Annotated in this window: 9 protein-coding genes; 4 read left to right on the top strand and 5 right to left on the bottom strand. The window is 69.3% G+C overall.

Annotated elements, in window-relative coordinates; translation table 11 throughout:
• From VN779_RS03420 to VN779_RS03440, 5 genes are all read right to left on the bottom strand, one after another.
• Positions 1-1,530, bottom strand: a 1,530-nt coding sequence (locus VN779_RS03420) for a gamma-glutamyltransferase family protein (RefSeq protein WP_325720029.1), incomplete at its 3' end; no start/stop codon positions are given.
• Positions 1,531-1,646: 116 nt separating this feature from the next.
• On the bottom strand, positions 1,647-2,486 hold the full coding sequence (locus tag VN779_RS03425; RefSeq protein ID WP_325720031.1) for a response regulator transcription factor: 840 nt from the start codon (positions 2,484-2,486) through the stop codon (positions 1,647-1,649).
• A 124-nt stretch (positions 2,487-2,610) separates the two neighbouring features.
• Entirely contained in the window at positions 2,611-4,518 is a 1,908-nt protein-coding gene (locus VN779_RS03430; RefSeq protein ID WP_325720033.1) for a protein kinase domain-containing protein, read from the bottom strand.
• Positions 4,519-4,656: 138 nt separating this feature from the next.
• Complete coding sequence (locus VN779_RS03435) at positions 4,657-5,007, bottom strand: hypothetical protein (RefSeq protein ID WP_325720035.1); 351 nt, start codon at positions 5,005-5,007, stop codon at positions 4,657-4,659.
• 108 nt (positions 5,008-5,115) lie between these two features.
• Positions 5,116-9,717 (bottom strand): FtsK/SpoIIIE domain-containing protein, encoded by a 4,602-nt coding sequence (locus VN779_RS03440; RefSeq protein WP_325720036.1) that lies wholly within the window; start codon positions 9,715-9,717, stop codon positions 5,116-5,118.
• Positions 9,718-9,967: 250 nt separating this feature from the next.
• On the opposite strand from VN779_RS03440, the gene VN779_RS03445 reads away from it, so the two are divergent.
• From VN779_RS03445 to VN779_RS03460, 4 genes are all read left to right on the top strand, one after another.
• Positions 9,968-10,804 (top strand): sensor histidine kinase, encoded by an 837-nt coding sequence (locus VN779_RS03445; RefSeq protein ID WP_325720037.1) that lies wholly within the window; start codon positions 9,968-9,970, stop codon positions 10,802-10,804.
• A 230-nt stretch (positions 10,805-11,034) separates the two neighbouring features.
• Positions 11,035-13,794, top strand: a complete 2,760-nt coding sequence (locus VN779_RS03450; RefSeq protein ID WP_325720039.1) for a PKD domain-containing protein — start codon at positions 11,035-11,037, stop codon at positions 13,792-13,794.
• Positions 13,795-14,170: 376 nt separating this feature from the next.
• Positions 14,171-14,848: an RNA polymerase sigma factor gene (locus VN779_RS03455; protein WP_325720041.1), complete on the top strand. Its 678-nt coding sequence runs from the start codon at positions 14,171-14,173 to the stop codon at positions 14,846-14,848.
• Positions 14,845-15,699 (top strand): hypothetical protein, encoded by an 855-nt coding sequence (locus VN779_RS03460; RefSeq protein ID WP_325720043.1) that lies wholly within the window; start codon positions 14,845-14,847, stop codon positions 15,697-15,699. Before VN779_RS03455 ends, VN779_RS03460 begins: the two co-directional genes overlap by 4 nt.
• The last annotated feature ends 70 nt before the right edge of the window (positions 15,700-15,769 follow it).

Consider the following 15,769-nt stretch of genomic DNA (forward strand, 5'->3'; position numbering starts at 1 on the left):
CGAGCCGACCACCACGTACGGGCGGCCGTCGCGCAGGATGATCGTCGGGGCCATCGAGGAGCGCGGGCGCTTACCGGCGGCCGGCAGGTTCGGGTCCGGCGCGGGCGGGTGGATCGGGGTGAAGTCGAAGTCTGTCATCTCATTGTTGAGCAGGAAACCGCGGTGCGCAACGACCATCGCCGAGCCGCCGGTCTGCTCGATGGTCAGCGTGTAGGACACGACATTGCCCCAGCGGTCCGCGGTGACCAGATGCGTCGTGGAGACGCCCTCGGTTGAGGTGTCAGGGGTCTGTGTTGTGCCCGGCGTGCAGTTGCCGGGGCCCGGGTTGGTCGGGTCGCCGGGCGCGACCGGGCTGGTCAGCGTCGAGGTCGGGCTGATGAGGCAGGCGCGTGAAGCGGCGAAGGCCGGTGAGAGCAAGCCACTGGTCGGCACGTTCTCGAACGCCGGGTCCGCGACCCACCGGTTGCGGTCGGCGAAGGCGACGCGGCTGGCCTCGAGGTAGGCCTGTAGCGACGCCACCTGGTCAGCCTGCGTGTCCCAGGACAGCCGCCAGCCGGTGCGCTTCAGCTGAGTCAGAATATTGAGAGCCTCGCCGACCGTCGTACCGCCGGAGGACGGCGGCCCCATCGAGTAGACGTCCAGGCCGTCGTAGGACACGTGGGTCGGTGCCGTGAACGGCGCGGTGTATCCGGCGATGTCAGAGGCCGTAATCACGCCGGGCCGGAACAAGCGGTCCGAGGTCGGTGTCATCGGCGGGTGCTGCGCGGTGTTCGCGATCTCCTGGGCCAGTTCGCCGCCGTAGAAGACGCCGATGCCCTTGCGCGCGATCAGGTCGTAGGTCGCGGCCAGGTCCGGATTGCGGAAGACCGAGCCGACCGCGGGCACTTGGCCGCCAGGCAGGTACAGCTGCGCGGTGGGCACGATGTCGCTGAATCGCTGCTGGTTCAACGCGATTCCGGCGTTGAAGTCGCCGGTAACGGTGAACCCGCGCTCGGCCAGCCGCGCCGCCGGTCGCAGTTCCTCGGCCAGCGGCCGGGTACCCCAGGCGTCGAGCGCCTTCTGCCACGTCAGCAAGGTGCCCGGCACGCCGACGGAGAGCCCTGAGTTGACCGCGTCGGCGAATGCCAGCGGTTTCCCGGTGGTCGGGTCGATGAACACGGTCGGGGTGAACGCGGCCGGGCCGGTCTCGCGCCCGTCGATCGTGGTCACCCGATGTGTACGAGCGTTGTAGTACACGAAGAACCCGCCGCCGCCGATGCCGGAGGAGAAGGGTTCGACGACGCCGAGCGCCGCGGCCGTGGCCACTGCGGCGTCTACCGCGTTTCCGCCGCGTTTGAGCACATCGACGCCGATCTGCGTGGCGTATGGGCTCACGCTGGCGACCGCCCCGCCGTACCCCGTGGCGACTGCCTCCTTCGGCGGCAACGGCACCGGCGGCGGCGCGGCGTGCGCCGCCGCGGCCGGACCTGCCGCCATCAGGGTGCTGCAGAAGAGTGCGGAGATCACGAGGTAAGGCGCCTTTTGTCGCATACGACTCTCCCGACTCGACGGACCGCACTCAGGAAATAGGCTTCCCCAGGCCGGCCTCAGATCATGCGGCGCGTTCGATATCTGGCGAGTTCTGCGGCAGGGCCGGGGAGGCGAGGTCAGGCATCTCGTGCGGTACCGACCGTGACGCGGGCCGGCCCGGATGACGAGGGCGGCTGGCCGGGCACGACGAGACCGGATTCGTAGGCGAGGACGACCACCTGGGCCCGGCTCGACAGGTTCAGCTTGGACATCGAGCGGTTCAGGTGGGTCTTCACCGTGCCCTCGCTGACCACCAGCCGCTCGGCGATTTCGCCGTTGGACAGACCGGTGGCGACGAGACGCAGCACGTCGGTCTCGCGAGCGGTGAGCGCGGCCAGCGCGGCGCGATCGGTGCCCTGACGGCCCTCGGTCGACGCACGGGGACGGACCGCGATCGGCGACCAGCGAGGCGCGGCGCCGCTCTCGGCGCCGCGGTCGGTGAGTTGGCCGGCGCCGAGCTGACCGCCTTCGGTAGCGCAATAAGCCTGGATCAGCCGGCGCGTAACGGTCGGCGAGAAGAGCGTGTCGCCGTCCGCCACGGCCTTGAGCGCCGCGAGCAGCCGCTCCGGCGGGGTGTCCTTGAGCACGAAGCCGCTCGCGCCGGCACGCAGCGCCTTGTAGACGTATTCGTCGAGGTCGAAGGTGGTGAGGATGAGGATGTGCGGCGGGTTTTCCCGGCCTGAACCCGCTTTTTCCTTATCTGGGTTCAGGATCCGGCGGGTGGCGGCGATACCGTCCATCTCCGGCATCCGGATGTCCATCAACACGACGTCGGGCTCGGTCAGCTCCGCCATGGTGACAGCCTCCTCGCCGTCGCGGGCCTCGCCGACCACCTGATAGCCGGGCGCGGCCCGCAGAATGGCCGCTATCCCAGCGCGTATCAACACTTGATCGTCGGCGATCAGAACCTTGACCATGGGGTACCGGTGTCTCCCTTTCCTTCCGCGCGGCGCGTGATGCCGCCGCCGGATGTACGCACGCGACGCAATTTCGGCGCTACGGGCCGTCACCCTTGCGGGTGGCGGATGGGTCCCGTGTGTGTCACGCAGTTCCGTCCTCGTTCCACAGGTCCGCGCGATCGCTCGAGGTGCACGGCCCGTAGGAGACAACGGCGCCGGCGGCTCGAAGACACTGGCTCTCGCCAGCGTTTTCGAATTCTTTACTCGAACCGGACCCACTGACCTTCGACCACACCTGCGCGGAACCGCCGTCGCAGGTACGGGCGACGATCTGGCCGCCGGGATCGGCGGAGAGGCACAAGCCGCTGCGCTCGTTGACCAGCTCGAAGCCGGCCGAGAGGATCCCGCTGAGCGACAGGGAGTACTGCCAGCCCTCTGATTTGTCGGCCGCGCAGGCCTGTTGCGCGGGCGCGGAGCCGCCAGACGGCATCGCGAGGCAGGTCCCGGATTGCGCGTTCTGGAGCCGGTGAAATGTGCCGGGCAGCGAGAGAAGCGAACCGGCGCTGGACGAACTCGCAGTGCCGTGCGGGGCCGTGGCCGCCGACGTGGCACCGGTAGCGGCCGCGGGCGCGGTGCTGTGTTTGGGCGTTGACGTAGCGTGCGCGGTCGGGCGCGCTGACTGCGTGGGCGCGCTGTCAGCGGAGGCGGCCGCGAGCGGGCGATGCGCGGAGTCCGCGTTGCGCGAGCTTTTCGAAGAGTACTGCGATGTGACCACCGCCCAGGTTCCGATGCCGAGCAGCGCGATGACCGCGGCGATGAGCATCGGCTTTCTCGCGCGCCGGACACGGCCGCGGTTCTCGTCGTGACCGTCCGCGCCGGCCAGAAGGGCGGCAGCAGAGGCGCGGTGGTGCTCGGCATTCGGGTCCGGATCAGCCCGATCGGGGCGCAGCATGGTCTCGTCGGAGCTGTGTGGCCGACTGGTTGTGGAGGAGTTCGTGGTGGATTCGGGGAAACCGGGAAAGTCGGGGAAGTCTGGCAGCTCGGGAAAGTCAGGGAACTGCGTGGCTGCGTCGGCGGCCGGGCCTTCCACGGGTAGGACCGGCTCCATTACGACGTCGGTTGACCGAGTTGCCGAACCTGACGACAGCGACGTGGCCGCCGAGCCAGGCATCGACAACGGTTTCGGCGAGTCGGGAAGCAGGGCCCGTAGAGTCCTGGCGAATTCGGCCGCGTCGGCGAAGCGCTCCTCCGGCTCCTTCGCCATCGCGCGCACGATGACGTCGGCCAGTTCCGGTAACTCGGGGCACGGTGGCCGGGGCGCCGGCTCACTGACCGCCCGCCACATGATCGAGCGCACGTCGCGCTCCTGGCCGCCGAACGCGGGCCGCCCGGTAACCAACTGGTACAGCGTCGAGCCGAGCGCGTAGATATCAGAGGACGCAGTCAGTACGCCGCGCGTCATCAGCTCGGGGGCGGCGTGCTGCGGTGAGAATACGTCCAGGACTGACGCGGACGAACTCGAGTCCAGCAGGCAGGAAACGCCGAAATCGGCCAGCGCCGGCTCGCCGAACCTGGAAATCAGGATGTTGTTCGGCTTCACATCGCGGTGCAGCACGCCGACCGAGTGCGCTGCCGCCAGCGCCTCGGCGATCTTCGCGCCGACCGCGGCGGTATCGGCCGGCGAGAGCGGTCCGGATCGCCGCAGCCTGTCCCGCATCGAGCCGCCGTGGTACAGGTCCATCGCGAAGTAGGGGCGGCCGGACCCCGTCGTCCCGATGTCCAGGACGGTCACGACGTGCGGGTGTCCGCTGAGCCGACCGGCGAGCCGGACCTCACGCAAGAAGCGGCGGCGGGCGTCCTCGTCCGGGCCGACCGTCAGGACCTTGAGTGCGACGGCGCGCTCGAAAGACTCCTGCACCGCTCGGTAGACGACACTGAAACCGCCGTGCCCTATCCGAGCGAGATCTCGATATCCGGGAACGGATTCGGGCGCCTGCGCGGCCGGATCCAGGTACGGCTCGGAACCCGTCGATGCACGTCGGCCTGTCATGACTCGCGTTCCCGTCCCTCGTCGTACAACCGCGTCCGGGCGGTGGTGTGGCGGCACGCCTTTCGCGTGCCGCCACACCACCGCCCTGTTCGGCTCAGTGCCGTCTTTTCAGTTCTCTTACTTCAGCGGTGCGGCGGCTCACAGCCCGCCGACCGGAAGACCGCCGACCACCGGCAGGCTGCCCAGCTGCGGCAGGCCCCCGAGCGGGAGCCCGGAGCCGGCCTGGGTGATGTTGTTGAGGATCCCCGCGACCTGCTGCTGGAGCTGGCCGAGCGTGCCCTGAACCGAGCCGAGCTGGGACTGCACTTCGGGCCACACCGAGCCGGCGAAGGCGCTGGCCGCCGGGCCGGCCCACACGTTGGGGTCGGTCAGCGCGGTGCCGTGCGACACGATCTGGTTGATGAGGTCGTTGAACGACCCGAGCGCGCCGTTCAGCTGCCCGATGCGAACATGCGCCTCAGCGGTGACCTTGACGGTTCCGTCGCTCATGGTGGTGCTCCGTATCTTCTTCGGTTCCGCGGGCCCGCCGTGTGCCGCCCGCCGCGTCTGGTGGCGCCGGGGCGCTCGTTCGCGCTCACCGGCCGTCGATGCAAAAACCTAGGCCGGGCCGCCTCGTCGGTCGTCTAACGAGTGGTTGATTTCCTGACTGCCGCGCTCGTTGTACTGCGGTCCGCTGTGTCTGCCGCTCGCGACAGGTTCCGGCGCGCTGAGCGGCAGCTGCGTCAGCGCAAGTTGCACGCCGTCGAGCGCGCCGTCGGACACGAGATAGCCCCGGCCGGGCACCGGGGTCATCCGGTGCTGGCGTGGGAGTGCGACGCCGAGCAGGTCCCCGTCGAGTTCGTGGTCTGGCACCAGCAGCACGCCGCACCGGCCGTCGCGCACCTTTTGCGTCCACATCCCGTACTGGCGGCGGATGCCGTCGTTGCGGCCCGCCACGATCGCGTGCCGGCCGGGGCCGCCTTTCGTGATCCAGCGGTCGAGGACGCCGAGCGGGTCGGTGACCGTGTCCGCGTCGTCAACCAGGAGCAGAGTTCTGCCGTCGATCGGCGCGAGGACGCGTTCGAGTTCCGCGTAGTCGCAGCAGATGACCACCGGAAGGGGTAGATCACGCAGCGGGGAGCGCCGAGGCGCGAAGGCCACCACCGTCGGCGGATCGGCGGCGGCGAGCACTGTCGCCGCGATGGATATCAGAGTGCTGCTGCGACCGGATCTGGGCGGGCCCGCGATCAGGGCATGTTCGTGCTCGTACAGCCTCAGCGCGGCGGCCGCGAGGTTGCTGTCGGTGAAGCCGACCGGAATGGTCCACGGTTCCGCGCCGGTGTCCGCGAACGCACCCGACAGGCGCAGCTGATCGGACGTGATGAGGTCGGGCAGCAGCACGACGGGCTGGGCGGTGCGGGGCGCTCCGGGCCAGTGCCGCGCGATCTCGCCGACCGCCGAAGCCAAATCGGCGCCCGGAAAGCAGATCTGCGCCACTTGCCGCGTCGCGACGACCAGAGCGCGGCCGGGCACGTATCCGGGTACTGCGTTGCGCGGCACGTCGAAGCTGCTGTACTCGTTCGAGTCGGCCAACCGGAGCAACAGTTTCTGGCGGCTGAGCGCCACCCATGCGCTCGGGATCGCCCCGGCCCGGTCGCCGGTGGCGATGACGTGCAGGCCGACCGCAGGGCCGTCGGCGAAGATCCGCTCGAGTTCGTCGAGCACGCCGAGTCCGGCGAAGTCCTTCTCGAGTTCGGATCTCAGGGAACCGACATTGTCGATGAGAACCAGCCATCGGGCGGGCGCCGTGCTCGTGACGCCGCGCACCGCGCCACCTGCCTTGCGCAGGTCGAGTTCGCGGCGCAGCAAGCGAATCAGCCGGATCTGCCGAGCCCGTTCAGCAGCGCCGATGTACGCGCCGGTGTGCGGCAGCCGGCTGAGCGCCGCAAGGTCACCCGAGCCCATGTCAAGCACATAGAGGTGCAGGCGGTCCGGCGGGAGCGCTGCGGCCTGGGCGAGCGCGACGGTGGCGAGTGCGGTGGAGGCACCGGATCCGACGGCGCCGTAAATCAGCATATTGCCAGCGGCTGGATCCCAGCCGACCAGGTACTGCGCTTGACGATCCGGGTCGTCGGCGAGCGCGAACGCCGGCAAGCCGCCAGTACCCGTCTGTGCCGCGTCTGTGTGCCCGGTGTCTGGCTGCGCAGTGCCCGTTAGCAATGGGCGAGCCGCAGTACCGACAGCGTGACTGCTGAGGGAGGGCAGCGGAACCAGGGCGGGAAGTGGGTCGGGCCACGGGCTGCGCGGTCGTCCGATTCCGGCCGCCGCGCTCGCTTTCCGCGCCGCTTCCACGAGGCGGGTCAGGTCGGTTGGCACAGTCTCATGCGCGCTTGGCACGCTCGTGACCGCCGTGCCCGCCACGGAATCCGCGTTCGCCGGCCCGAGCCCGGTGCGCTCCCCCGAAGTCAACCTGAACGGTACGAGGCTCACCCCGCCCGAGGCGGCGGCCGCCGGAGTCACGCCGGTCGATAGCGCAGTCTGCACTGGCAGCACCTCGCTCGCGCTGACCCGGTAGAACCCGCGGCCCCACTGCCTGCTGCCGATCGACGCGGCAGCCGGGGAGTCGATGACATCCTGCGAGTCGGCGCCGCTCTCCAAGCGCAGCGCCAGGCGCAGCTTGACGTTGTTCTTGATGGCGTCGCTCACCGAACCGGACGGCCGTTGCGTCGCCATGATCAGATGCATGCCGAGGCTGCGACCGCGCTGGGCCACGCTCACCAGCGCGTCCACGAACTCTGGCAGAGCCTTGACAAGGGTGGCGAATTCGTCGATCACCACGACGAGCCGGGGCATCGGCTCGAGATCGGGGCGCCGGGTGTCACGCAGTCGCTGGTAATCGCGCACATGGCTCATCCCGACGCCGCGCAGCGCGTGCTCCCGGTAGCGCAGTTCGGCTTCAAGGCAGCGCAGCGCGCGCTCGCCGAGCTGTTCGTCGAGGTCTGTCACGAGTCCCACGACGTGCGGCAGCCGCGCGCACTCGTCCAGCGCCCCGCCGCCCTTGTAGTCGACCAGCGCGAAGGTCAGGTGCTCCGGATCGACACCGACCGCCATGCTGGCGATCAGGGTTCGCAGAAGCTCGCTCTTGCCCGAGCCGGTGGTGCCCGCGATCAGCGCGTGCGGGCCGTCGTCGTCGAGATCGACCTCGAACACGTCGCGCTCGGTGACGCCGAGGACCGCCCGCACCCGTAAGGCTTGCGCGGCGCGGTGCCAGCGCGCGGCGACCGCGTCTTCGAGCGGTCCGGACAGCTCCAGCAGCGGAAGCAGGGCGACCCGGTCAGGCAAGCCGGCGCCCTCGATCTTCGTCTCCGGGTCCTCGAACCTGGCCAGGGCGCGGGCCAGCCCGCGGGCACGGTCACGGGTCATGCCGGCCACGAGCAGATCGTCGATCAGCTCGCCGGTGGCAACCCGTCGCAGCCGCCCCGAGCCGTCGGCAGCCACGGACAACACCTCAGTGCACAGCGCCGGCAGGCGGCCGGTCAGTACGATTCCAGCTACCGGCCTGGCCCGGCGGCCGAGCAGATCCCGCAGGGCGCACGGGCGGCCCTCAAGCAGGGCCGCGCCATCGACGATGACGAGTACGACCGGCGCCCCGCCGCCATTGAGTCTGCCGTTGGCGTTGGTATCGCCATCGCGGGCACCGGTTGTCGCGTCGGCCTCGGCGAGAAGGCTGCGCGCCAGCGCCTCGCAGCGCTCCGCGCCCACCGCGACGAACCGGGACGAGCCGGATCTCGGATCCGCGCCGTGCGGCAGCCACTTCGTCCAGTCCCAGTCCGCGGCCCGGTCTTCGTCTACGAACACTGCGACGGCTACGTCAGCCGGGCCGCTGCCCACGACGGCCTGGCAGAGCAGAGAACGGGCGGCGGCGAGGATCGCGCCGCGGTCGCCTTCCAGCCCGAGAACGCCGCCCTCGCCGAGATTGACGATCACCGGGGTCTGCGTCAGCTGCGCCGCGGCGTCGACCGCCGCCTTGAGCGTGGCGTCGAGTTCGTGATCACTGCGGCGGCCGCGGTCCACCGGTGGTTCCCAACGCTGGTCGGCCAGACCGGCGCTGACCTTGAGGAAGTCCGCCGCACCACGCCGCCGCTCCCAGAGCCGCAGCCCTGGCGCCGACGCGCGATAGCAGAGTTCTGACGGGTCCGGGAATCGCGCGTGTAGCCGAGCGATCTCCTCCGTGCGCCGCAGGGCCAACTGCTTTCGCGCGCCCGCCAACCGACCCTCGTACTCACGCTTCGCGCGGCGATGGCCCAGCCGGCCCTTCGCCCGGTCCTCCAGCAGGGTTCCGAGCATGACCAGCGGGCTGAACAACGCGATGAGCGCATAGGCGATGTCCCGCAACACCAGCACCATGACGCCGGCCAGCACGAGTGGAGCGAGGAACGCCGAGATCCGCAACGGCTGCCCGTCGACGCGGCGAGGCAGCTCGGGCAACCGGATCGGCGAGGCCGCGGCCGAATGCGCCAGACGCGGGGCCCGGTTGAACGGCAACGTGCCGCCTGGGCCGGCTTCCCGCGTGGGATCGACGTACTGCACAGGGCCGAGCTCGGCCGCAGGCAGCACGCGGAACGGCACTCGACCGGCCGCGCACAGCAGATCGTCCGGCCCGACCCGGGTCGGGCCGGTCAACCGCGCCCCGTTCAGGTCCGTGCCGTTGCTCGACCCGAGATCCGTGACGGTCACCTGGCCGTCTTGCGCGACTTCGATCTGGCAGTGCAAGCGAGAGACGTCGCGGCAGTCCACGCGGATGTCCGCCTCGCCGCCGCGGCCGAGCCGGACGCGTCCAGGCGGCAACGACACCGAGAGCCCGGCGTCCAAGCCGCCGACGATCCGCAGCACGGCGCCCGCATTGAGCGCCGCCGTCCGCGTCGCCGACGTGTGATCAGGATCCTGGTATGGGTTCGGATGCGAGCGCGGCCGCGGCCCGCCACCGCCGCGGCCGCGGCCGCGGCCGCGGGCCGGCAACGAGGAGGCCGACACCTGCGAACCCATGACGAGCCCTGATTCGGCCAGCGGGGTCGAGGGCGCCACCTCGCGGCCGTCGATGACGAGCCTGCCGCCGGGGGCGCACAGCGCGGCCGCGAGGTCCGCGACCACGGCATCCGGGCGGCCGAGCCGCACTTCCCAGTCCCGCTCGACGCCGGCGTCCCGATGGACGAACCTCATTGCCTGCCACCCACGCTCTGTTCGGCACGTTCGCCGTCGTTCTGGCTGTCCACTGCACGCGGCGCTCAACATCCGCGCCGCTCAAGCGTTTCAGCCGGAGCGGGTCCACCGCGTTCCCCGGAGGTTCACAGTCCTGGTCGGCTCTACAACATCCGCGATAGCGCGAAATACCGCAAAGGTTTACCCATGCCCGCGAGGAAGCGCTGCGCGATGGAGGACAAGGCGCGGCTTTGATCACTAAGTTGGAGCGATGGTTCGCATATACCGCGTGGCGGGAGCCAGAAGGCTGAGCGAAAGGCACGCGCCCAAAGCCGGGCACGACGAACAGCTTCAGCGTGGGCACCGCGACCGGGAGCAGCGCGCGGTACTCATGGAGCGCATCCGCATCGCCCGCGAACTGCACGACGTCACCGCGCACCACCTGTCCGTCATCGCGGTCCAAGCCGGCTTGGCGCGCTACGTGCTCGCGACCGACTCGGAAACCGCCGATCAGGCGCTGCGCACCATTTCCGAGGTCGGCAGCGAAGGGCTCGCCGAATTGCGCCGGTTAATCAGCCTGCTGCGTCCCGAAGAAGATGAGGGGACCAGGGCACGCGCGGACGACCGGCCCGCGCCCGGAATCGCGCAGCTGCCCGTCCTGATCGAACGGGTCGGGCTTTCCGGAACGCCGTCTCGCTACGCGGTCGCCGGCCACCAGCGACCGCTGGCCGCCGGTATCGAGCTGTGCGTCTACCGCGTGGTGCAGGAATCGCTGACCAACGCTTTGAAACACGCCCCGGGATCGTCCGTTGATGTGCGGCTTGAGTACGAGCCTGAGTGCGTGCGCGTGACCGTAAGCGACACTGGGATTCACGGTATCCCGCCCCAGCGATCGCGCACGCCCCGCTCCGCCGCCGCCCAGGCCGCGGACCACACCGGCGCCGGGGTCGGGCTGACCGGGATGCGCGAGCGCGCGGCCCTTTACGGCGGTGAGCTGTCGGCTGGCCGCAAGCCGGACGGCGGATTCGAAGTCGTACTCACTCTGCCGCTCAACGGCGCGGCCGCCGAAGAGACCTATTCGCGTACCGTCGCGCTCAATTCCCGGTGAATCCACCGACGGCCACGGCATTACCTGACGGCGTCTTTACCTGACGGCACAGGATATTCGATGGCTGCCATCAGAGGTCGGCCGCAATGTTGTGCTAACGACATGTGAATCCTTAATCAAACCTGAAAATTTTGCCATCGGTGCTCTTGCCCGGAGCGTCCTAAATCAGGACCATGCGGGAGCGGTGGCGCATTCGGTGCCACCCGTGGACTCTTGCTGCAGGAGTACCAATGATCGGTTGGAAACCCACAATTTTCCTCACCGGCGTCGCAGTGGCCGCACTCACGCTCACCGCGATCCAGAGCCCGGCGGCCCAAGCGGGCCTACATCCCGCGACCGGCGTCGGCTCGTGCACGCTCAAGGGCTGGAACCCCAACACCGACCCCGAGGACGCCAAGGACCTGCCCATCGGGGACCGGCCGCAGTCGTACAAGCCGGACGACTATGACTGCACCGGCGCCAAGTTCGCCGCACCGGGCGTCGAGTTCGCGAAGTTCCCGCAGCCGAAGAACTTCCAGATCGGCAACGTCGACTCGATGCGCCAGGTCAAGGTGTGCTCGGGCGGCAAGTGCACCGAGCAGTTCAAGTCGGTGGAGCAGCCGACCGCCGCGGTCAATCCGCTGGCGCCCTACTTCCCGCCGTTCCAGCACTTCGTGGTCATCTATCGGGAGAACCACACCTTCGACGACTACCTCGGCGACTGCGCCACCACGGTGATCGCGGGCTGCAACGGTCAGACGCAGAGCACGAACCACATCAGCTCCGTGCCGAACCTGCACTCGCTGGCGAAGGCCTACGGGCTCGATGACTCGTACAGCACGGGCACGCAACCGCCGAGCGGCCCCAACCACTGGTGGCTCTTCTCCGCGCAGTCGGCGTCCAGTTCGCAGCAGCAGGCCTATCCCACGGCCACCGGAACGCAGTTCGACCGCTTCCTCAGCAGCGCCAGCGGCCCGACGGGCGAGGGCACCAACGCGTGCACGAGCCAGACGGGCACAGGCAGCGGCAGCACTCCGTACACGTTCATCATGAACGGTGATTTCTACTGGATGCTCAGCAGCGGCAGCGGTTACTGGCGCAACCCCGCCACCGGCAAGCTCGAGGTGCTGCCGGTGGACCGGCCAGGCACGACCATCCCCGAAGAGCTGCATTACAACGAGTACACCTGCAACAACCAGAGCATCCCGGACAGCACCGTCGCCAACGACTACATCAACTTCATCAACACCAACGGGATGCCGGCCTACAACTACGTCGAACTCTTCAACGACCACCCCGGCACCTACCAGGACATCCCGGGCAACGACACGGCGACGAACAACATCGTCGCCGCGATCGAGAACAACGCGACGTACAAGAACAACACCCTGATCGTCATCACCGAGGACGACACCCAGAACGGCAACAACGGCCCGGACCACGTCAGCAACACCTATCGCGTGCCGCTGGTCGTCATCGGACCGTCCACGTACGTAAAGCAGCACTACCTGAGCCACGTCGCGTACACGACGAACAACGTCATCGCGGCGATGGAGCGCACGATGGAGAACGTGCACTCAGGCATCATCGACCCGAACGACAACCTCGGCCTCAATACGTTCCCGATGACGAGCAACGATCAGGCGGCCCTCGGCGACCCGCTCGAGGACTTCTGGGTCCAGGGCGCCACGCCGCTGTCCGCTACCGCGAAGGGCACACCGTCGACAGGTAACGCACCGCTGTCGGTGGCCTTCACCGGTTCCGCGACCGGTGGCACCGCGCCGTACTCATACAGCTGGAACTTCGGCGACGGCTCGGCCACCAGTACGGCTCAGAACCCGAGTCACACCTACACCGCCGCGGGTACGTACACCGCGACACTCACCGTCACCGACAGCTCCTCCCCCGCCAAGACCGCGACGTCTCAGGTCACGACGACAGTCAGCGCGGTCGGCAATCCGCTGGCGGCCAGTGCTTCCGCGGTACCAACCTCCGGTCAGACGCCACTGAGCGTGTCCTTTACCGGCACGGCGACCGGCGGGACTCCGGCGTACTCGTACAGCTGGAACTTCGGCGACGGGTCCGCGACCAGCACCGCGCAGAACCCGAGCCACACCTACACCGCCGCGGGTACGTACACCGCGACACTCACCGTCACCGACAGCTCCTCCCCCGCCAAGACCGCGACCTCGACCGTCACGATCACGGCCTCGCCGATCGCCGCGACCGTGCCAGGCGCGCCGACCGGCCTCACCGCTACCGGCGGCACCGGCCAGGTCTCGCTGAGCTGGCAGGCTCCGGCAAGCAACGGCGGCGAGAACATCACCTCGTACAAGGTGTACCGGGGTACCTCCAGCGGCACCGAAACGCTGCTGACCAGTGGCGGCTGTAGCGGTCTCAGTACCGGGCTCTCCTGCACGGACACCGGGCTGACGGCAGGCCAGACGTACTACTACAAGGTCAGCGCCGTGAACGGCATCGGCGAGGGTTCGCAGAGCAACGAGGCCTCGGCCACCGTTTCAGGCAGCGGCGGATGCCCGTCGAGCCAGCTGCTCGGCAACCCGGGCTTCGAGACCGGCACGGCGAGCCCGTGGACCGCCAGTTCCGGTGTCGTCAGCAAGAGCGCCACCGAACCGCCGCACAGCGGCACGTGGGACGCGTGGATGGACGGCTACGGCAGCGCGCATACCGACACGGTCTCGCAGGCGGTGACGCTGCCGACCGGTTGTTCGAACTACAGCTTCAGCTTCTGGCTGCACGTGGACACGGCGGAAACCAGCACGAGCTCCGCCTACGACACGCTGAAGGTCCAGGTGCTGAACAGCTCCGGCACGGTGCTGTCCACCCTCGCCGCCTACTCCAACCTCAACCACAACACCGGCTACGCGCAGCACAGTTTCAGCCTCGCGTCCTATGCGGGACAGAAGGTCACGCTGAAGTTCACCGGCGCCGAGGACTACGAGTATCAGACCTCGTTCGTGCTCGATGACACGGCTGTCAACGTGAGCTGATCACAGCGACGAGTAGCGCGCCGGCGAGCCGACAGCCCGCTGGCGCGCTACACCTGTGTTCGGGGCTGTTCGGATCCCGGCGTAACGCCTCCGACGGTTCGCGCACCTTTTCGACGTGCTTCTCAACCGATGGTCGGCAATCGACGGCGGGCGAGGCTTCGGCTCCGCTTGTGCGTTTGTGCCCGCCGGTTCTCTGGCGACCGATTCGCTGACGGCCGCCGCTGTGACGGCCGACGCCGCGGCGATTCCAGGCGATCTGCGCCCAGGCGGCCGCAAACGGCTGAGTGTTCGGTATGGTGTGTGGCCGGATTCGGGCGGCGCTGAGCGCCGCGAGTACTGCAAGTGTTCGGACGGTGACGTGCACGATGCGGCTGGCGTGGGAACCGCCGACTTGGACACCGCGCTGGACGCGGCGCGCCGCGGCGACGAGCGCGGCTTCACCGACCTGTGGGTTTCGCTCAATCCGCTGATCCTGCGCTATCTGTGGGTGCTGGTCGGCCAGTGCGCCGAGGACGTGGCCTCGGAGACGTGGCTGCACGCGGCCCGCGATGTGCGCGAGTTCAGAGGCGATGCGGCCGGGTTCCGGGTCTGGCTGTTCCGGGTCGCGCGCCACCGGGCGCTGGACGAGATGCGGCGCGCCGGGCGCCGGCCCGAGGACCCAAGCGGCTTGCCAGGCATCGGAACGGATTCGACTCGGGAACACGCCGCGCCGGACGACACCGCCGACGCGGCGCTTGAGCGGCTGTCCACTGAGCAGGCGCTGCAGATGATCGCGCAACTGCCGAAGAACCAGCGCGAGGCGGTCATGCTCCGCGTGATCATCGGCCTCGACGCGAAGCAGACCGCGCAAGTTCTGGGCAAGCGCGCTGGTGCGGTGCGGATCGCGGCGATGCGCGGGCTGCGTGGTTTGTCCGGCCTGCTCAGCGACGCCGCGGCCTTGACCGAGGCACCGCCGATCCGGGAAGCGTTGGTTGAACCGGCGGGACATGCACGGTCCACTGACTCCGGGGCAGCCACGCGGGCCACCGGTTTCGTTGACGAGGTGACGCCATGACCGGCGGCAGCGGATATCCCGGCCGCCCGGCGCATGCGGCGCAGTCGAGGCGGCGCCCGGCACGACGGATCGGCTGGGGCTCGGCGAGTCGCCTGGTCGACGGCGAGAACGGCGGGCACAGCGCGGGAAATCTGGACACCCTGCTCGCGATCGCGGCGGCGCCTCCTTCAGAGGCGACCCTGGATCCGGCGCGACTTGAGCCGATCCTCATGGCTTTCCGCGGAGCCGGAGCCGGTACCCGCGCCGGAGCCGGGGCGGGCTGGTCGGCGCCGCCGCGAAGCAGAACCCGGCCGCGGTCGCCGCGAGCCGCGATGGTGAAGTGTGCGGCGGTTTTCCTGGTGATCGGCGGGAGCGGCATGGCCGCCGCGAGCGCCGGGGTCTTGCCGACTTCGGTGCAGCAGATCGCGCACGACTACTTCGGCGGCGTCGGCATCCCCGCGCCGACGGTGTCAGGTACTGCTGGTGCGAATCCGTCGGTGACGGCTAGCGCGGCCGGCTCCCTGTCTCCGGCTCCGGGCCCCGGCGAGGCGACCGCGGGCGACACCGCGCAGCTGATGCCGCTGTGCCGCAAGGTCGCCGTGAACGCGCAGAACTGGCGCACCGGCCTCGGCGCGGCGGATCAGGCGGCTCTGGTGGCTGCGGCAGGTGATCCTGGTCACGTCAGGCAGTACTGCGCGACGCTGCTCACGCTCCCGAGCGGCGGCGCAGCCGGCGAAAGCCAAAGCGCCGCGCCGTCACCCACGCTGTCCGGCGAACCTTCGCCGAGCGCCAGCCCTGAGCCCACCGCGACGCATGGCAATGGCCATGCGAGCCACTCGCCTTCGCCGAACCCGCACGGCAGCGGGCACTGAGCCCACTTCCAGGCGGGTGCTCGATCCAAGCGCCTCACGGAACAACGCCGGGAGTAACACTTCTCGGGTC

Origin of the sequence: Actinocrinis sp., from assembly GCF_035605935.1 — a bacterium.
In the GTDB taxonomy this organism is placed as follows: domain Bacteria; phylum Actinomycetota; class Actinomycetes; order Streptomycetales; family Catenulisporaceae; genus Actinocrinis.